Consider the following 18,018-nt stretch of genomic DNA (forward strand, 5'->3'; position numbering starts at 1 on the left):
GCCTGACCCCAGAGAGACAGCCCGATGACCCAATCTGCTGCCCGTATGCGCCTTCCCCTGTTCGCCTCGCTCCTGACCACCCTGATCCTGAGTGGGGAGGTGAAAGCGCAGACGGCGCAGGCGCCCCAGCCCGAGGTTCCCCAGACCTTGACCGTGCAGCGCGGCGACACCGCCTACTCCATCGCCCGGCGCAGCGGCCTGACGGTGGACCTCCTGATGGCGTACAACAACCTCTCCTCGCCCGATATCGAGGTGGGTCAGGTGCTGCGTCTGCGTCCCCCCACCCACACCGCCCAGCGCGGTGACACCATCTACGGGCTTTCGCGCATGTACGGCGTGACCGTGGACGCGCTGCTGGCGGCCAACACCCTGCCCCGCGACACCAAGCTGGAAGTCGGGCAGGTGCTTCAGCTTCCGCTGGGGCCTGCTGGCGCCGCTCCGGTGGTGGCGGCTGCGCCCGTAACTGCCCCCGTGACCGCACCCGTAACTGCGCCGCTGCCCTCGCCGAGCGCGGTGGGCCTGCCCTCGCTGGCGACGGTGGCGGCCCAGGCCGAGGGGGGCGCGAGCAGCGGCGCGGCGTGGTACCAGAACGCCATGGCGCTGCTCGGCACGCCCTACGTGCTCGGCGGCACCTCGCGCCGGGGCATCGACTGCAGCGGGTTCGTGTTGCAGGTCATGACCCCGCTGGGCGTCAAGCTGCCGCGCCGCAGCATTGATCAGGCCCGCGCTGGCGTGGCGGTGGACGAGCAGGACCTGCGCCCCGGCGACCTGCTGTTTTTCGACACGCTGGGCGGGGGCAAGGTCTCACACGTCGGCATCTACCTCGGCAACGACACGTTCATCAACGCCAACAGCTACCGGCGCAAGGTCGTGGTGGACAAGTTCAGGGGCGACAAGTACTGGAGCGCCCGTTACCTCGGCGCCCGCCGCGTGATGATGGACGCGGTGGCGACCTACTGATACGGATTCCGATTGAATTTGGTCGTTTCAGATTCAATCCGACTTGCAAAGCTGCGCAGCAGAGCGGATGCGAGTAGGAAAAAATACGGATTCTGCGATATGGATGCACAGGCGGCGCTTTCCCGACTGTGCAGGAATGAAGCGGAATCCGTATGATACGACTTCGGTAAAAAGGGTGCCTCGTCGAGCTGTTTCTTGATGAGGACGAGCAGAAGGCAGCGCAACTTTGGGCCTGCCGGAGAGCAAAAGAGAGGGGGACGCGGCCTGGCTTGCTGCGTCCCCCTCTCTCTTTTGTGTCAGGGTCTCATACGGATTCCGATTGAATCTGGTAGTTTCAGATTCAATCCGACTTGCAAAGCTGCGCAGCAGAGCGGATGCGAGTAGGAAAAAATACGGATTCTGCGATATGGATGCACAGGCGGCGCTTTCCCGACTGTGCAGGAATTAAGCGGAATCCGTATCACTGAAAAAGCTGCGCCACCTTGACGAGTGTTTCCCATACGCCCCAGGCGAGGGGGAGGGCCACGGTCAGCCAGCTCAGGGCGATCAGGGCAGGCGAGGTGGGGCGGGGCCGGGACTGTGGCTGGGTCTGGTGCTGGGTCATGCGCGGTTCTCCTGTGGGGTCTGTGCCCAGTAGCGGCTGGCGACGGGCCGGACCAGCAGGTTGGCGAGAAAGCCCAGCACCAGCAGCCCGGCCATGATGTACATCACGGTGCTGTAGGCCTGCGCCGCGGGGACGCCCGCCGCGATCTGGCGGTCACGAAAGCCGTTGAGCAGCGTGGGGCCGACAATCGCCGCCGCGCTCCAGGCGAGCAGCAGCCGTCCGTGAATGGCGCCCACGTTGGCGGTGCCGAACAGGTCGCGCAGGTACGCGGGAATGGTGGCGAAGCCGCCGCCGTACATGCTCATGATGATGCAGGTCGCCACGATGAACAGCGGCAGGTTGGCGAGGTTGCCGAACAGCGGCACCAGCAGGTACAGCACGGTGCCCAGCGCGAAAAAGATCATGTAGGTCGGTTTGCGCCCGATTTTGTCCGAAGTGCTCGACCAGATGAAGCGCCCGGCCATGTTGAAGATGCTCAGCAGCCCGACGAAGCCCGCCGCCGCCGCCGCCGTCACGCCCTGGCCCGCGCCCAGCACCTTGTCGGAGAACATCTCCTGCACCATCACGCTCGCCTGCCCCAGCACGCCGATGCCAGCGGTCACGTTGAGAAACAGCACGGCGAAGAGCAGCCAGAACTGCGGCGTCCTGAATGCCTGATCGACCAGCACGCTGTGCTGCGACACCATGCCCGAGGTGCTCGGCGCGGGCGGCGTCCAGCCTTCGGGGGTCCAGCCTTCACGCGGCACCCGGATCAGGAAGGCCCCGAACATCATGAACGCGAAGTAGATGGCGGCCATCGCCACGAAGGTGCTGCTCACCCCCAGGGTGCCGTCTGCGGCAAAGCGGTTCATCAGCGCGGTGCCCAGCGGACTGCCGACGAGCGCTCCGCCGCCGAAGCCCATGATGGCCATGCCGGTGGCGAGGCCGGGGCGGTCGGGGAACCACTTCATCAGGGTGCTGACCGGGCTGATGTACCCCAGCCCCAGCCCGATGCCGCCAAGCACCCCGTTGCCCAGAATCAGCAGCGGCAGATTGTGCATCCGCACGCCCAGCGCCGCCACCAGAAAGCCGCTGCAAAACAGCAGCGCCGAGACGAACATGGTCTTGCGCGGTCCCTCGCGCTCCACCCACTTGCCGAACAGCGCCGAGGACGCCCCCAGGAAAAACAGCGCCACGCTGAAAATCAGCCCGACCTGCACCAGCGTCCAGTCGCCCGCCGCCCCGGTTTCGGCGCTCAGGTCCCCGCTGATCAGGCGGCTGAGCGGCTTGTTGAACACCGAGTAGCCGTAGATCTGCCCGATGCTCAGGTGAACGGCCAGCGCGGCGGGCGGAATCAGCCAGCGGCTGTGCCCCGGCGAAGCGACGGAGTGCTCACGGTCCAAAAAACCCATACGGTCTCCTTTGCGGGACCCTGGTCGGTCCCGGTTCCCAGATGCTGGAATCTGGAAGTTCAAATCTGAAAAGTTCACTTTTGAAAGATGATGGACTCGCCGTACATATCGGCCGCCCCGTTCGCCGCACAAGTCACGGCGGGGAAAAAGCTAGACAACTGTTCAGGGAAGCGCATCGGGCAGCTCCAGCCGCTCGGCCCCGCTGTAGACCGTCACTCGCCCCTGCCGCACGAAGGCGCACAGCGTCAGCCCGAACGCCTGCGCGGTGTCCACGGCGAGGCTGCTCGCGGCGCCCACCGCGACCACCACCGGCACCCCGGCCATGACCGCCTTCTGCACGATTTCGAACCCCGCCCGGCTGCTCACGCACAGCACCAGGGCCGAGCGGTCAAGCCGCTGCCTCAGCGCCCACCCCAGCACCTTGTCGGTGGCGTTGTGGCGGCCCACGTCCTCGAAGGCGGCCAGCAACTCGCCCGCCGCCGTGAACAGGCCAGCGGCGTGAACGCCGCCCGTGTCGCGGAACAGGGGCTGCGCCGCCTGCAACTGCTGGGGCAGTCCAGCCAGCAGGGGCCAGGGCAGGGGAGGGCCGGAGACCGGCAAAGGCCCGGCCCGCACTGCCAGCCGCTCGATGCTGCCGGTGCCGCACACCCCGCAGGCGCTGGAGGACACGCCCAGCCGGGCACCTGCCGCGAGGCGCTCCCACTCCGGCGTGTGCAGGTGCCAGACGTTGGGGTTTTCGTCGTCGGGGCTAAGGCTCAGCTCCGCCGGCAGCAGACCCTCGGAAAGCAGCCAGCCCCCGATCAACTCGCGGTCGTGCCCCGGCGTCCGCATCAGCACGGCGAGGGGCAGCGGGTCCGCCGGGGTGTGCAGCCGCAGTTCGAGGGGTTCCTCGGCGGCCAGGGCGTCATGGACCGCCGACCGGCCCCCCGTCCCGAGGCGCTGGGCGGGGACGGTCAGGCAGGCGTTAGCGGGCGCCCCGGGCAAGTTCGCGCTGGTTGGGGACTTCTTCGGTTTCGTCACGCGCTTCGCGCAGCGCCCGGCCAAACCCGCGCAGGATGCCGGTCAGGGCGCCGAGAGCGACCTGCACGTCGCGGTCACGGGTCAGGGCCAGCAGCTCACCGACGCCCAGCGTCTTGCCCGCCGCCGCGTTCCGGGCGCCCTCGTTCAGGCCGGTGGTCAGGGCGTGTCCCAGCACCCGCAGCTCGTTGCTGTCGAGGCGCTCGAGCGTCTTGCCGACTTCCAGCACGTTGCGCAGCATGGCCGAGCCGCTGTCGCTGCTCAGCAGTTTCAGGGTGGTCGCCGTCAGGCCCTCGCCGCCGCGCACCAGCTTGAGCAGCAGGTCCAGCACGCCGTGCTGGTGCAGTTCGCGCAGCAGCAGCAGGGTGTCGTCCAGTGCTGGGGCCGAGTCCTGCACGCTGGCCCGGAGCTGCTCCTCGGGGGACTTGGGGCGGGGAGTAAAGTCGATTGCTTTTGCCATAGGAAGCTCCTTTGGGGAGGCAGAGGGCAGAAGGCAGAGGGTCAAGGGCAGAGGGTGAATGGCTTGCGGCCCTTCCCCTTAGCCCTCCACCCTTCACCCTCCTCCCTCCACCTGCTCAGTCGTCCGCGCTGTTGCCCACGCGGTCGGTGCGGGCGTTGAGCGAAGCGCCGGACAGCGGCAGCTCGCCGCCGGGAAAGACGTAGTCGGGGCGCTGCCACTTGCGCTCGACTTCCACGCCGCGCTGCGGGGTCGGGTGGCCCCAGCGGTGGTTGGTCCGGGGCAGCGGGTGAGGGCCGGAGTCGGACAGCACTTCCATGCGTACGCGGGTGTCCTTGTAGGCGGGGGTGTTCGTCAGCGTGTCCTTGTTCTGCCCGGTCAGGCGGTTGACCGCGTCGGCGGCGTCGCGCGAGTTCATCGGCACGAAAACCTCGTTGCCGCTGACCCGGCCAGTCACGACGGCCCGCAGGCGAATGGCGCCGCTTTCGCTGACCAGCCGGACATACTGCCCGTCGGTCACGCGCCGCTCGGCGGCGAGTTCGGGACTCAGCTCCACGAAGGCGTCGGGCGACTTGCCCGCCACGCCAGGGATACGGAAGGTCATGTTGCCCTCGTGGAAGTGCTCCAGCATCCGGCCCGAGTTCAGGTGCAGGTCGTACTCGGCGTTGGGCGCCTTGACCCGGGGCTGGTACTCGGCGGGGTAGAGCCGCGCCTTGCCGTCGGGGAAGTGGAAGCGGTCACGGTAGAGCAGCGGCGTGTCGGTGCCGTCTTCGGCCACCGGCCAGCACAGCGACCCGAAGCCCTCCAGCCGCTCGTAGCTGACCCCGGCAAAAATCGGCGTCAGGCGGGCGATTTCGTCCATGATGTCCGACGGGTGGGCGTAGTTCCAGTCGGCGCCCATGCGCTGCGCGACGGCCTGGTAGATTTCCCAGTCGGGCTTGGTCCCGCGCAGGGGCGGCATGACCTGGTAGAGGCGCTGAATGCGGCGCTCGGTGTTGGTAAACGTCCCTTCCTTTTCCAGCGAGGGCGAGCCGGGCAAGATCACGTCGGCGTAGCGGGCGGTGTTGGTGAAGTACAGGTCCTGCACCACGAAGAATTCGAGGTTGCCGTACGACGCCTCCACATGGTTGGAGTCCGAGTCGGTCAGGCTCATCTCCTCGCCGGTCAGCCACAGCGCCTTGAGGGTGCCCCTGGCGGCGGCTTCGACCATCTGCGTGTTGTCCAGCCCGCGCTCGGGCCGCAGGGTGACGCCCCACTCGCGCCGGTAACGCTCGGCGGCCAGGGGGTCGTCCACCTTCTGATAGCCGGTCACGCGGTCGGGCATGGCGCCCATGTCGGACGCGCCCTGCACGTTGTTGTGGCCGCGCAGCGGGTAGACGCCGCAGCCGGTCTTGCCGAAGTTGCCGGTCACGAGCAGCAGGTTGGCGATGGCGGTCGAGGTTTCGCTGCCGCCGCACTGCTGCGTCACGCCCATCGCCCAGCACACGCTGACGCCGGGCGACGCCGCGATTTCACGCGCCAGCTTTTCCAGCGCGTCCTGGGCGATGCCGGTTTCCTCGGCGGCGTACGCCATGGTGTAGCTCTCGATGCTGGCGCGGTACTCGTCCAGCCCATTCACCCGCTCGCGCAGAAAGTCGTGGTCGGCGAGGCCCTGGTCGAGGATGTACTTGCTCATGGCGGTCAGCCACACGAAGTCGGTGCCGGGGTGGGGGCGCAGGAAGGTGTCGGCGCGGCGGGCCATCTCGTGCTCACGGATGTCGAAGACCACCAGTTTGGCCCCGCGCAGCTTCTGCGCCCGCTTGATGCGGGTGGCGATGACCGGGTGAGACTCGGCGGTGTTCGTGCCGATGCCGATGATCATGTCCGACTGCTCCAGGTCGTAGATGGTGCCCGAGTCGCCGCCGTGCCCGACGGTGCGGAACAGCCCCATGGTGGCGGGCGACTGGCAGTAGCGCGAGCAGTTGTCCACGTTGTTGGTGCCGATGACCTGCCGCGCCATCTTCTGCACCAGGAAGGCTTCCTCGTTGGTGCATTTGCTGCTGGCGATCATGGCGAGCGCGTCGGGGCCGTACCCCTCTTTGATTTCCGTCAGGCGGCGGGCGACCAGGGCCAGGGCCTCGTCCCAGCTCGCCTCACGGAAGCGCTCGCCCTCGCGAATCAGGGGAGAGGTCAGGCGCTCGCCGCTGTTGACGTAATCCCAGCCGAACTTGCCCTTCACGCAGGTCGAGATGCCGTTGGCCGGTCCCTGTCCAGGCTCGACCTTGAGGATATGGCGGTCTTTCGTCCAGACCTCGAACGAGCAGCCGACGCCGCAGTAGGTGCAGACGGTCTTGGTCTTCTTGATGTAGCGCTCCCGCGCCGCCGACTCCGCCTCGGACACGTTGGTGATCAGCTTCAGGCCCGTGGCGGGTTCCACCGACTTGACCACGTCCACGGCGGCGTTGAACACCGGCAGCGGCAGCCCGGTCATCAGCCCCGCCTCGCCCAGCATAGTTGTCTCCATCAGCGCGTTGCAGGGGCAGACCGTCACGCAGTGGCCGCAGCTCACGCAGCTCGACTCGCCGATGGGCTTGCCGCCGTCCCACAGCACGCGCGGCTGCTCGGCTTCCCAGTTGATGCTCAGCGTTTCGTTGACCTGCACGTTCTGGCAGGCTTCCACGCAGCGCCCGCACAGGATGCACTGGTCGGGGTCGTAGCGGTAAAAGGGGTTGGAAAAGTCCTTCTCGAACCCCTTGCTCTGAAAGGGCCGCTCCTGGTGGTCGAAATGCAGGGTGTGCAGGGCGTTGTGCATGGTGCAGTTGCCGTTGTTGTTGTCGCACACCGTGCAGTACAGCGAGTGGTTGGCCGCCAGCCGGTCGTAGGCGTCGCGCTGCGCGGTGCGGGCGGCCTGGGTCTGGGTCCGCACCGTCAGGCCCTCCGTCACGCGGGTGCCGCAGGCGCGGCCGAGTTGCCCGTTGATCTCCACCACGCAGGTGTCGCAGGTTTGCAGCGGCCCGAGCTGCGGGTGGTAGCACACCTGCGTCAGCTCGATCTGGGCGCGGTTGATGACGTCCACGAGCGGTTCGCCGACATGGGCGGTGAAGTGGCCGCCGTCGATCCTGATCTGCACGGCGGGTCCATCGGCGGGCCGGGTGGGGCCGACACGGGAACGCAGGTGCATGTCGTTGGCTTGCGGAAGCGGGTCGGTCTGGTCCATAGAAGTACCGCCTTGTGAGGGAAAAAGCGCGGGGCCAGAACGCGGCCCGGAGCAGAAACTGAACTGCGGCAAAAAAGAGATCCCCAGGGACAGGGCACAGGCAGACAGGCGGCTGGGAATCTTGTCTGCGACGCTACACCAAGTCGCCCCTGCTGAACAGTCTTTGTGGCGCATTGTGCGCCCGCCCCCGGCGCGGCCCTGCGGCTTTAATCGCCATTGAGGACAAGACCTCTCATTGAGGTCGGGAGCACCGGACGCGCAGAGCTTCAGGTGTGTTCGGGGTGGGCCGCGCGCCCGTGCTGGCGCTCGTGGGCCTCGATTTCCTTTTGCAGAAAGAAATTGAGTGCCGTACGCAGGAAAGCGATGGCCCCCAGCTTGCCGATGTCGTCCCAGGTGGGGGCGATGGCGGTGAGCAGGATGTCGGCGGCCAGCAGAAATTCGAGCGAGATGGCGAGCCAGCGCCCGAGTTGCAGCCGCAGGCTTTCCTTGACCTCGTCGGGGGCGTGGTCGCGCCCGCCGAAAATCCGCACCGAGCGCCACAACGCCTCGACCACCGCCACCGCGATAATCACCACCGCCGAGAGTTCGGCCAGCCGCGCCACGCTCATCGCGCCGAGCCTGACGAAATGTTCCAGTGTTTCCAGCATCTTTCTCTCCCGGCGTCAGAGCTTAAGTGCCAGCGCCACCGCTTCGGCCAGGCCCCCGGCGTCCACGTGGCCGACCTGATAGCGGGCGGCTTCGCGGGCCACCTCGTCGGCGTTGCCCATCGCCACCGGGTGCCCCACCACCCGCAGCGCCGTGACATCGTTGGCGGCGTCGCCCACCATCATCACGCGGTTCAGGTCCACGCCGTACGCCTGCGCCACCCGCGTCACGGCGCTGCCCTTGCTCGTGCCTGCCGTGGTCGCGCTGACAAAGCTCACGTCCGGCATGGCGGGGCTGCTCGACGGGTGCAGGTCGAGACCGGGATGCGGCGTGTCCAGCACCGCCTGTTCCTGCGCCACCGGCACGACCCACTGAACCCGCACCACCGCGCCGTCAAGCTCCTCGGGTGCTCGGGGCGCGTAGGGCACGCCGAGCAGCGCCGCGTGCGCCGGGCCGTAGCCGTGCGGATCGGCCTCGGTAAAGCCGTAGGTGCGGTCGGTGTAGACCTCCAGCAGCTCTCCGCCGCTGCGTGCCCGCGCCAGCAGTTCGGGCAGCACGCCAGCGGGCAGGGGCGACGAAAGGCTCTGGCCGGTGTCGGCCCGCACGATGCTCGCGCCGTTCTGAAAGACGTGCCAGCCGTCGGGGTCGAGGCGCCGGGCATAGTCGAGCGCGTTGCCGAACGCCGGGCGCCCGCTGCACAGCACCAGCCGCACGCCCTGGGCACGCGCCCCTTCCAGCGCGGCCCACACGTCGTCGCGCACCCGGTTGCCCTGCCCGATCAGGGTGCCGTCCACATCGATACAGATCATTCCCAGCATGCTGCCCAGTGTAGAGGCGATGCGGGAAGCGGCACGTCAGGACGGGGTATCGAGGTGCAGGGTCGGGGTGGTCTACCGCTGCGAAGCGTCAGCCGTTCCAGACCCCTTCGCGCTCCACCGCCGCGCTGCCGCCCACCTGCACCGCCGTCACCTGCGAGCCGCGCACCTCGACTTCCACCTCGATTTCGCCGGGGGTGCCCAGCGCGTGCCCCTGCGAGACCAGCCCGGACGCCCGGTTGCCCCGCAGCGGCAGGCGGCCCTCGCTCGCCAGCAGCGCGAGCAGCGCCCCGCCTGCGCTGCCGGTGACCGGGTCCTCGGGAATGCCCACCAGCGGCGCGAAGTCGCGGGCGGCGAAGCGGCTGACCCCCATCGGCGCGTAGGCGTACACGCTGACCACGCCCAGCTCCCGGCTCAGCTCGGTGATGCGCGGCAGGTCGGGTTCCAGTCCCCCCAGCAGGAAAGAATCGAGCAGCGGCACGAAGACGCTCCACAGCCCCGTGCTGGCCGCCGCCAGGGGCAGTCCCCGGTGCACCATGCGGTCGCTCAGGCCCAGCGCTTCGGCCAGTTCGCTTCGCCAGCGGCGGTCCACCGGGCGGGCCTGAAACGCGGGTTGCCGCATCCAGACCCGGCACTCGCCGCCCGCGTCCAGCACCAGCCGCAGCGGAATGCGCCCGGCCAGGGTTTCGAGTTCCAGCGCCTCGCCCCGCCAGCGGCCCTCCTGCGCCAGCACCCGCCCCAGCGCGATGGTCGCGTGCCCGCAAAAGTCCACCTCCTGCGTGGGCGTGAAGTACCTCACCCGCCCCAGCCCGTCGCTCAGCCGGGTCACGAACACCGTTTCGGGCGCCTCCAGAAACGCCGCGAGCCGCTGCATCTGCTCGCTGGGCAGCCCCGCCGCGTCCAGCACCACCCCCGCCCGGTTGCCCTGGCCGGGAACGGTGGTAAAAGCCGAAACCTCGGTATAGCGCGTCATAGGGGCAGTGTAAGCGCTGGCCCCCGGCGCGGGCGGCCCCTCCCGACCTTGGCCCCGGCAAACGAAGCCCGCCCCCCGCGATGAAGGTCGGGGAGGCGGGCAGAGGGCCTCGGGAAAAGGCGGTTATTGAGAACGCGGTATGGCCGTATCACCTGTCGAGAGGCTGTTGCTCCTTGCCATGAACTATGAGGCCATGAGCTATGGGCCATAAGCTCTGAACAGCCTCTTCATGGCTCATGGCCCAGAGCTCAGAGCCAGTCGGCACAGAAGGCTTGAGACCCACTTTGCACGTTGTCAATAAGACTTACAGGGTCAATAAGACTTACAGGTCGAGCGGATCAGGACTCTGGGTGGCGATTTTGGCCTGGTCCTTTTCGTTCTGCTTGATGACTTCCTGCTTGCCTTCGCCGCCGAGACCGGGGTTGATGTTCTCGGAGGTGGCGTCGGGAAGGTCGGGGGTCACGTTGCTGTCGGTGGTGGCGAGGTCACCTGGGTCGGTCATGGGAAGTCTCCTTGCGGCGGCGGCAAGCGCAAGCAGCGCCGCCTGCACCGCCGATGCTTTCACGCCGCTGCCCGGGACGACACCCGGCGCGGCTTTAGCAATCGGCCACCGTTGGCGCCAGAAACGCCGCCTCGCCTGCCAGTTCCCGCTCGCCGCGCAGCCAGCCCAGGACGGCGGCCCGCGCCTGCGGGCGAAAGCCGTAGCTCAGGACGGCGGGCGCGTCCACGTCGAGCACGGCGTAAGGGTTGTACAGCGCGAGGTGCAGGTCGGGCCGCGCTCCCACCAGGGCCGCTTGCCGGTGCCGGAAGGTGCTCGCCAGAATCACCGGCAGGCCGCGCCCGCGCAGGGCCGCCCAGTCGAGCTGCGCCGCGTCGTCGAAGGCGAGCAGCTCCACGTCGTACACCTGTCCCAGCTCACGGGCCAGCGTCTGCGCGTCGGCGGCGGCCTCGCTGACCGTCTCGCGCTGCGGTTGCCGCCACGCCACCAGCAGCACCTTCGATCCCGGTGCGGGCGGCTGCGGCGGGCGGCCCTGCGCGTCGGGCCACGCCGTCAGGCCCCGCGCCCAGGCCTCCGAGAGCAGCGCGGCGTCCGTCTGCGGGTCGAGTGCCGTGTCCGCCTGCGCGGGAAACCGCCGGGCCAGGGCCTGAAGGCGCCCCAGCTTGGCCGCCACGTCTGCCCGGTGTGCGGGGGCGTGCAGGTACTCGGCCACCGCTGCCAGCGTCTGCTCCTGCACCTCGCGCCGACCCAGCGCCATGACGAGGTCGGCGCCGGCCCGCAACGCCTGCACCGCTGCCTCGCCGCGTCCGTAATTCGCGTCTATCGCCTGCATCCCCATGCTGTCGGTGACGATGACGCCGCCGTAGCCCCATTCCTCGCGCAGCAGCCCGGTCAGGACGCGCGGCGAGAGGGTGGCCGGGGACTCGGCGTCGAGGGCGTCGTACACGATGTGCGCGGTCATGATGGCGGGGGTGTCGGGCAGCAGGGCAAGGAACGGCGCGAGTTCGCCCGCGTCGAGTTCGGCGCGGCTCTTGCTCACGCGGGGCAGCGCGAGGTGGCTGTCCTGGTGGGTGTCGCCGTGACCGGGAAAATGCTTGGCGCAGGGGGCCACGCCCTCCCGCGTGTGCCCGGCGAGCGCCGCCTGCCCGTGCCGCGTGACCCGCGCCGCGTCCGAACCGTAGGCGCGGTCCCCGATGACCGGGTTGGCCGGGTTGACGTTGACATCGAGCACCGGCGTGAAGTTCCAGTTGATGCCCACCGAGCGCAGTTGCCGGGCCAGCGCCGCATTGACTTCCTCGGTGAGCTGCGGGTCGTTCGCTGCCCCCAGACCCATGGCACTCGGCGCGAAGGGCCAGAACTCGGGCCGGGTGATGGCGCCCCCCTCGTGGTCGATGGCAATCAGCGCGTGTTCGCCCATCACCCCGCGCAGGTCCGCGCACAGGCGGCGCAGCTGCTCGGCGCTCACCACGTTCTTTCCGAACAGGCACACCGCGCCGATGCCGTGCTCGCGCAGGTAGGCGGCAGTCTCTGCGTCGAGGTCGGGGCCGGGGATGTCCACCATCAGGAGCTGACCAGGCTGAACAGGGTCAGAGGGAGCGGGCAGGGGAGAGCCGGACATCAGGGACATGCAGCGAAGTGTAGCGGCGCACCCTTTACCCTGAACGTCATGTCCGCCCCGACCGACCCTCTGGCCCGCCTCGCCTCGCCCCTCATCGTCAGCGTGCAGGCCGACGACGGCAGCCCGCTGCGCGACACGGCGCACATCGTGGCCCTCGCCCGCGCCGCGCTGCTCGGGGGCGCGGGGGGGCTGCGCCTGCGCTCGGCCCAGGACATCCGCGCCGTGCGCCCCCTGACCGACCTGCCCATCATCGGCCTGACCAAGCAGAGCCATCCGGACACCCCGGTCTACATCACCGCCACGCCCGCCGAGGTGCGCGAGGTGGCGGCGGCGGGGGCCGACCTCGTGGCCTTCGACGCCACCGACCTGCCGCGCCCCCACACCGTGCGCGAACTGGTGGAAACGGCGCACGCGGCAGGCGCTCTGGCGCTGGCCGATATCAGCACGCTCGCCGAGGCGCAGGCGGCCTACGCAGCGGGGGCCGATCTCGTGGGCACCACCATGAGCGGCTACACCTCCCACAGCCCGCAGCAGCAGGCCCCCGATTTCGTACTGATGCATGCGCTCGCGGCGGCCGGACTTCCTTTCATTGCCGAGGGCCGGCTCAACTCGCCCGAACTGGCGGCGCAGGCCCTCGCTGCTGGGGCGCGGGCGGTGGTGGTCGGCAGCGCGATTACCCGGCCCGACCACGTCACGCGCTGGTTTGCCGAGGCGCTGGCGGGGAAACGTTGACTGATACGGATTCCGCTTAATTCCTGCACAGTCGGGAAAGCGCCGCCTGTGCATCCATATCGCAGAATCCGTATTTTTTCCTACTCGCATCCGCTCGGATTGAATCTGAAACTACCAGATTCAATCGGAATCCGTATGAGAAGCATCGGCAGAGGAGCAGTGATTGCGGCGCTTCATCCATGCTGTCCGTCTGTCACGCTAGAGTCAGGTCATTCACAACCCCTCAAGGAGTCGAACATGAAAAAAGCGTTTCTGACTGCCGCCCTGCTCGCGGTCTCGGTGGCCTCGGCCCAGAAGACCCAGCTCGAGTTCTGGACCATCAGCCTCGCGCCGCTGTTCAACGACGAGATGAACCGGCTGGTCAGGCAGTACGAAAAGGAAAACCCGGGCGTTCAGCTCAAGTGGGTGGACGTGCCCGCCAACGCGATGGAGCAGAAACTCCTCGCCGCCGTCGCCGCTGGGCGTCCGCCCGCCGCCGTCAACCTCAGCTCCGACATGGCCGTCAAGCTGGTGCAGCAGGGCGCCCTGGAACCGCTGGGCCTGAGCGCCGCGCAGCAAAAACTGTATTTCCCCAACACCCTCAAGACCTTTACCTTCGGTGACAAGGTGATGGGCGTGCCGTGGTACTGGTCGCCCAAGGTGGTCGCCTACAACACCGAGATTTTCCGCAAGGCGGGTCTGGACCCACAAAACCCCCCGCGCACCATCCAGACCATGATCGCCGCCGCCAAGCGCATCAAGGACAAGACCGGGATGTACGGCTTCATGCCCAACATCAACGGCATCAACTTCATCTACCTCTTCCAGGAAGCGGGCCTGCCCGTCATCAAGGGCGGCAAGGCGGTGTTCAACAGCCCCGAACACGTCAAGCTGGTGCAGCAGTACGCCGACCTCTACCAGAAGGGCTACATCCCCGAAGACACCATGCGCCGGGGCTACACCGCCGCCACCGAGCTGTACTCGTCGGGCAAGCTCGCCATGCTGATTACCGGGCCGCAGTTCATTTTGCGTGTGCAGGACGACAACAAGGACGTGTTTGCCAAGACCAGGGTCGCGCCCTACCCCATCAATATCGCGGGCAACGTCATCCACACCGGCCTGATGGGCTTTACCGTGCCCAAGGGCCAGCGTGACAAGGCCGCCGCGCAGAAGCTGGCCCTGTTCCTGACCAACGACGCCAACCAGCTCGCCTTTTCCAAGGTCACCAAGACCACCTTCCCCAGCACCGTCAAGTCGAGCACCGACAAGTTCTTCAAGACCGGGGGCAGCGACGCCGTGAGCCAGGGCCGCCTGGTCGCCTCGACCGAGCTGAAAAAGGCCAAGGACCTCACCCTCGTCTACCCCGACGCCTCCAAGCTGAACAAGGTCTTCAAAGACAACATCGAAGCGGCGATGGCAGGCCAGAAGACCGTCAAGGCCGCGCTCGACGACATCGTGCGGGCCTGGAACGCCAGCCTGTAAAGCCCGGCTCTCTCGGCCCCGAGTGCGGACGGTTGGCACTCGGGGCTTTTTTGCAGACCTGGGAAATTCAATTTTATATGAGAATCGAGGATGTCAAAAGGGAAGGGGGGGAGAGGCCCCGCCCCCTTCCCCTAGAGAAGCCGATTAGACGCCTTCCACCCGCCGCAGCGTCACGCGCCCGCCTTCCACGTCTGCCGCATGGTGCTCGCCCAGGTCCACGCCCATCGGCCCGAAGCTGACCTGCACCGCCAGCACCTCCCCGGCGATGAAGTCGCGCCAGTCCTGCGCGGCCTCCAGCACGTCGCCCTGCACGTCCAGCGCGAGTTGAATGCGGTCTTGCACCTCGAAGCCCGCCGACTTGCGGGCCTCCTGAATCGCCCGCACGAGGTCACGCGCCAGCCCTTCGCGCAGCAGTTCGGGGGTCAGGGCGGTGTCGAAGGCGACCAGGTAGCCCGCGTCCTCGGCGGCGGCCACGCCTTCGGGGGCCTTGGCGTCCACCAGCACGCTTTCGGGCGTCAGGTCAAAGGTCATGCCGTCGGCCTCTACGCTGAAGCCCTGGCCTGCCGCTGCGGCCTGGGCCACGGCGCGGGCGTCGGCTCCGGCCAGGGCCTTTTTCAGCACCGGAAGCTGCTTGCCGTACTGCTTGCCGACCACCGGCAGATTCGGGCGCAGGCTGTACTGCACGAGGTCGGTGTCGCCTTCCAGGAACGTCACTGACTTGACGTTGAGTTCCTCCATGATCTGCTCTTGCGACCGCTTCAGCGCGTCCAGCGCGGCAGGAGAAGCCGCCCGCACCTGCACCCCGGCCAGCGGCTGCCGGGTCTTGAGGTTGTGCGCCCCCCGCACGGCGCGGCCCAGTTCGACCACTTTCATCACGGCGGCCATGTCGGCGGTGAGCTTGTCGTCCAGACGTTCGGCACGGACAGCAGGCCACTCGGTGAGGTGAACGGAAGACTCTTGTCCCGTCAAGTTCCGGTACAGCGCGTCCGCCAGGAACGGCGTAAACGGCGCGGTCAGTTGCGAGAGCACCAGCAGCGCCTCGTGCAGCGTGGCATAGGCGGCGCTGTCCACCTGTCCACCCTCGCCCCAGAAGCGGCTGCGGCTGCGCCGGACGTACCAGTTGGAGAGATCGTCCACGAAGTGTTCCAGGGCGCGGCCCCCGCCTCTGGCGTCGTAGGCTTCCAGCGCGTTCGTCACGTCACGCACGGTTTCTTCCAGACGGGCCAGCAGCCACCTGTCCATCTCAGGCCGTTCGGAGACAGCGGGCGCGGCGTTCAGGTCGGGCTGGTCGAGGTTGGCATACAGCACGAAGAACGAGTAGACGTTCCACAGCGTGTTGACATAGCTGCGCTGCGCCTCCGCCACCAGTCGCTCGGAAAAGCGCTTCTGGTCGCCGGGGTCGGACGCCATGAACATGTACCAGCGCACCGAGTCGGCCCCGTACTTGTCGAAGACGGGCAGCGGCTCCACCACGTTGCCCTTGCTCTTGGACATCTTCAGGCCCTTCTCGTCCACGATGTGCCCCAGGCAAATCACGTTCTTGTAGGCGGGCTGGTCGTAGAGCATCGTCGAAATCGCGTGCAGCGAGTAGAACCACCCGCGCGTCTGGTCAATCGCCTCGCAGATGTAGTCGGCGGGGTAGTGCTGCGCGAATTTCTCGCCACCGCGCACTGCTTCGCCTTGCTCGTTCAGCAGCAGCCCCCACTGCGCGTAGGGCATGGAACCGGAGTCGAACCACACGTCGAGCACTTCGGGGATGCGGCGGTATTGCTTGCCGTTCAGGGTAAAGGTGATGTCGTCGATGTACGGGCGGTGCAAATCCAGCTCGCTGAGGTCGCGCCCCGCCAGTTCGCTCAGTTCCGCCACGCTGCCGACCACGCGCAGGTCGCCGTCCTCGCTCATCCAGAAGGGCAGCGGCGTGCCCCAGTAACGCTCGCGGCTGATGGCCCAGTCCACGTTGCCTTCCAGCCAGTTGCCGAAGCGCCCGTGCTTGATGTTGCCCGGCACCCAGTTGATTTTTTCGTTCTGCGCCAGCATGTCGCCCGCCACCTGCGACGTGCGGATGTACCAGCCCTTCTTGGCGAAGTACAGGATGGGGTCGCCCGTGCGGTCGTGGAAGGGGTAGCGGTGCTTCAGCGTGCCCGCCCAGAACATCAGGCCGCGCGCCTTGAGGTCGGCGATCAGGCCCTTGTCGGCGTCCTTGAAGAATTTGCCGCGCTCGTGGGTGACTTGCAGGATGCCGTGGTCGTCCACGCCGAACATCAGGGGTGCGCCGTAAGCGCGGGCCACATCCAAGTCTTCCGCGCCGTAAGCGGGGGCTTCGTGCGCCACGCCGGAGCCGTCCACGTCGCTCACGAAGTCGGCCATCACCACGAAGTGCAGCACGGGCTTCCCGTCACGGCGCTCGTGCAGTTCCTTCACCACGCCCAGTTCAGGGGCGACTTCAGGGAAAGGCGGCTCGTACTCCACCCATTCGAGGTCACGGCCCTTCAGGGTCGCCAGCACTTCCAGCGGCGGGGCGTCCTTGTGCAGCGCCGAGAGGCGTTCCACCGCGCCCGCCGCGACAATCACGCGCCCGGCGGGGCTGTCGGCCACCACGTAGTCCAGTTCGGGGTTCACGGCGGCGAGGGTGTTGCTCGGCAGTGTCCAGGGGGTGGTGGTCCAGACGAGCAGGCTCAGGCCCTGGCGCTGCTCACCGTTCAGCACACTCAGCGCGGCGTGGGCGCGTTCGGGCAGCGTGTCCCAGACGACGGGCAATTTCACGTACACGCTGGGGTCGTCCACCATGCGGTAGGAGTCCACCTCGCCCAGCTCGGCCCGCGACAGGGTGGAGGAGATGCGCGGGCTGAGCGGCACCACCTTGTAATCCTGCGCCACGAGGCCCTTTTCGTACAGGCGCTTCAGGAGGTTCCAGACCGACTCCACATACTCGTTGTGGTAGGTGACATAGGGGTCTTCCAAGTCCAGCCAGTAGCCCATGCGCTCGGTCAGTTCGTTCCAGTCCTGAATGGTTTCCCAGACCGAAGTGCGGCACAGGCGGTTGAATTCTTCCAGTTCTGCGCGGCTCGCGCCGTGGTTGCGGCCCAGCCAGCCGAGTTTTTTCTCCACGCTGATTTCCACCGGCAGGCCGTGCGTATCCCAGCCGCCCTTGCGGGTGACGTGGTGACCCTGCATCACCTTGAAGCGGGGAAAGAGGTCTTTGAACGAGCGGGCGAGGACGTGATGGATGGCGGGCTTGCCGTTGGCAGTGGGCGGCCCCTCGTAGAACACGTACTCCTTGTCGGCGGGGCGGGTCTGGGTCTGCTCGAAGACTTTTTCTTCCTTCCATTTCTGGAGGATGCTCTGTTCGAGCTGCCGGAAGTCGGGCTGCGAGGGAACGGGGGTAAAGGGGGTTCGGGGGTTGGTCATGGGGACTCCGGGGGAGGGGCAGATGGCGAAAGGCAGATGGCGAAAGGCAGATGGCTGATGGCATTAAGCAAAGGCTCTAGCTCCAGCAAAAAGCCATCCGCCATTGCCATCTGTAACACAAAAAACACCCAGCGCAGCGCCCAGACCCTCTGGTCTAAGCACTCGCCGGGACGCGCTGGTTTCTCGCGTGGTACCACCTGGCTTTACCCCTCTCGGGGCCTCGTTCCATGTCCCTCTGTCGG

The 18,018-nt window shown here is 67.5% G+C and carries 14 protein-coding genes; 3 read left to right on the top strand and 11 right to left on the bottom strand.

Annotation, left to right across the window (positions count from 1 at the left end; all coding sequences use genetic code 11):
• Positions 1–45: 45 nt before the first annotated feature.
• On the top strand, positions 46–960 hold the full coding sequence (locus tag G6R31_RS04445; protein ID WP_017869092.1) for a LysM peptidoglycan-binding domain-containing protein: 915 nt from the start codon (positions 46–48) through the stop codon (positions 958–960).
• Positions 961–1,420: 460 nt separating this feature from the next.
• On the opposite strand, the gene G6R31_RS04450 is transcribed toward G6R31_RS04445, so the two are convergent.
• The 10 genes from G6R31_RS04450 to nagZ all read right to left on the bottom strand — a co-directional run bounded on the left by G6R31_RS04450 (position 1,421) and on the right by nagZ (position 12,184).
• Positions 1,421–1,564, bottom strand: coding sequence for an MFS transporter small subunit (locus G6R31_RS04450; protein ID WP_017869093.1), 144 nt, complete (start codon positions 1,562–1,564; stop codon positions 1,421–1,423).
• Positions 1,561–2,955 carry an L-lactate MFS transporter gene (locus tag G6R31_RS04455; protein WP_017869094.1) on the bottom strand — a complete coding sequence of 465 codons (1,395 nt, stop codon included), beginning with the start codon at positions 2,953–2,955 and terminating at the stop codon, positions 1,561–1,563. The genes G6R31_RS04450 and G6R31_RS04455 overlap by 4 nt, the downstream gene beginning before the upstream one ends.
• 162 nt (positions 2,956–3,117) lie before the next feature.
• On the bottom strand, positions 3,118–3,975 hold the full coding sequence (locus G6R31_RS04460) for a formate dehydrogenase accessory sulfurtransferase FdhD (protein WP_268237134.1): 858 nt from the start codon (positions 3,973–3,975) through the stop codon (positions 3,118–3,120).
• Entirely contained in the window at positions 3,920–4,432 is a 513-nt protein-coding gene (locus tag G6R31_RS04465) for a helical membrane plugin domain-containing protein (protein WP_017869097.1), read from the bottom strand. Before G6R31_RS04465 ends, G6R31_RS04460 begins: the two co-directional genes overlap by 56 nt.
• Positions 4,433–4,547: 115 nt before the next feature.
• Entirely contained in the window at positions 4,548–7,625 is a 3,078-nt protein-coding gene (gene fdhF, locus G6R31_RS04470; RefSeq protein WP_017869098.1) for a formate dehydrogenase subunit alpha, read from the bottom strand.
• Positions 7,626–7,891: 266 nt separating this feature from the next.
• Entirely contained in the window at positions 7,892–8,272 is a 381-nt protein-coding gene (locus G6R31_RS04475; protein ID WP_017869099.1) for a DUF1622 domain-containing protein, read from the bottom strand.
• 15 nt (positions 8,273–8,287) lie between these two features.
• Entirely contained in the window at positions 8,288–9,088 is an 801-nt protein-coding gene (locus G6R31_RS04480; protein ID WP_017869100.1) for a Cof-type HAD-IIB family hydrolase, read from the bottom strand.
• A gap of 88 nt (positions 9,089–9,176) precedes the next feature.
• Positions 9,177–10,058: a PhzF family phenazine biosynthesis protein gene (locus G6R31_RS04485; RefSeq protein WP_017869101.1), complete on the bottom strand. Its 882-nt coding sequence runs from the start codon at positions 10,056–10,058 to the stop codon at positions 9,177–9,179.
• A gap of 322 nt (positions 10,059–10,380) precedes the next feature.
• Positions 10,381–10,560: a hypothetical protein gene (locus G6R31_RS04490; RefSeq protein WP_017869102.1), complete on the bottom strand. Its 180-nt coding sequence runs from the start codon at positions 10,558–10,560 to the stop codon at positions 10,381–10,383.
• Between the two features lie 94 nt (positions 10,561–10,654).
• On the bottom strand, positions 10,655–12,184 hold the full coding sequence (gene nagZ / locus G6R31_RS04495; protein WP_225983337.1) for a beta-N-acetylhexosaminidase: 1,530 nt from the start codon (positions 12,182–12,184) through the stop codon (positions 10,655–10,657).
• Between the two features lie 39 nt (positions 12,185–12,223).
• Between nagZ and G6R31_RS04500 the strand changes: the two genes are divergently transcribed.
• Both G6R31_RS04500 and G6R31_RS04505 read left to right on the top strand, forming a co-directional pair.
• The gene (locus G6R31_RS04500) at positions 12,224–12,907 is read left to right on the top strand and encodes an N-acetylmannosamine-6-phosphate 2-epimerase (RefSeq protein ID WP_017869104.1); all 684 of its coding nucleotides are present in this window, start codon (positions 12,224–12,226) and stop codon (positions 12,905–12,907) included.
• A gap of 237 nt (positions 12,908–13,144) precedes the next feature.
• Positions 13,145–14,368 (top strand): ABC transporter substrate-binding protein, encoded by a 1,224-nt coding sequence (locus G6R31_RS04505; RefSeq protein WP_017869105.1) that lies wholly within the window; start codon positions 13,145–13,147, stop codon positions 14,366–14,368.
• 144 nt (positions 14,369–14,512) lie between these two features.
• On the opposite strand, the gene ileS is transcribed toward G6R31_RS04505, so the two are convergent.
• Positions 14,513–17,776, bottom strand: a complete 3,264-nt coding sequence (gene ileS / locus G6R31_RS04510) for an isoleucine--tRNA ligase (protein WP_017869106.1) — start codon at positions 17,774–17,776, stop codon at positions 14,513–14,515.
• Positions 17,777–18,018: the final 242 nt, after the last annotated feature.

The sequence above is a fragment of the Deinococcus wulumuqiensis R12 genome (genome assembly GCF_011067105.1).
Lineage (GTDB): Bacteria > Deinococcota > Deinococci > Deinococcales > Deinococcaceae > Deinococcus > Deinococcus wulumuqiensis.

Bases quoted from the DNA above. Each gene is read 5' to 3' on its own strand.
- G6R31_RS04445 (WP_017869092.1), top strand. From the start codon at position 46: ATGCGCCTTCCCCTGTTCGCCTCGCTCCTGACCACCCTGATCCTGAGT.
- G6R31_RS04490 (WP_017869102.1), bottom strand. From the start codon at position 10,560: ATGACCGACCCAGGTGACCTCGCCACCACCGACAGCAACGTGACCCCC.
- G6R31_RS04455 (WP_017869094.1), bottom strand. From the start codon at position 2,955: ATGGGTTTTTTGGACCGTGAGCACTCCGTCGCTTCGCCGGGGCACAGC.
- G6R31_RS04505 (WP_017869105.1), top strand. From the start codon at position 13,145: ATGAAAAAAGCGTTTCTGACTGCCGCCCTGCTCGCGGTCTCGGTGGCC.
- nagZ (WP_225983337.1), bottom strand. From the start codon at position 12,184: ATGTCCCTGATGTCCGGCTCTCCCCTGCCCGCTCCCTCTGACCCTGTT.
- G6R31_RS04480 (WP_017869100.1), bottom strand. From the start codon at position 9,088: ATGCTGGGAATGATCTGTATCGATGTGGACGGCACCCTGATCGGGCAG.
- G6R31_RS04465 (WP_017869097.1), bottom strand. From the start codon at position 4,432: ATGGCAAAAGCAATCGACTTTACTCCCCGCCCCAAGTCCCCCGAGGAG.
- G6R31_RS04500 (WP_017869104.1), top strand. From the start codon at position 12,224: ATGTCCGCCCCGACCGACCCTCTGGCCCGCCTCGCCTCGCCCCTCATC.
- ileS (WP_017869106.1), bottom strand. From the start codon at position 17,776: ATGACCAACCCCCGAACCCCCTTTACCCCCGTTCCCTCGCAGCCCGAC.
- fdhF (WP_017869098.1), bottom strand. From the start codon at position 7,625: ATGGACCAGACCGACCCGCTTCCGCAAGCCAACGACATGCACCTGCGT.
- G6R31_RS04485 (WP_017869101.1), bottom strand. From the start codon at position 10,058: ATGACGCGCTATACCGAGGTTTCGGCTTTTACCACCGTTCCCGGCCAG.
- G6R31_RS04475 (WP_017869099.1), bottom strand. From the start codon at position 8,272: ATGCTGGAAACACTGGAACATTTCGTCAGGCTCGGCGCGATGAGCGTG.
- G6R31_RS04450 (WP_017869093.1), bottom strand. From the start codon at position 1,564: ATGACCCAGCACCAGACCCAGCCACAGTCCCGGCCCCGCCCCACCTCG.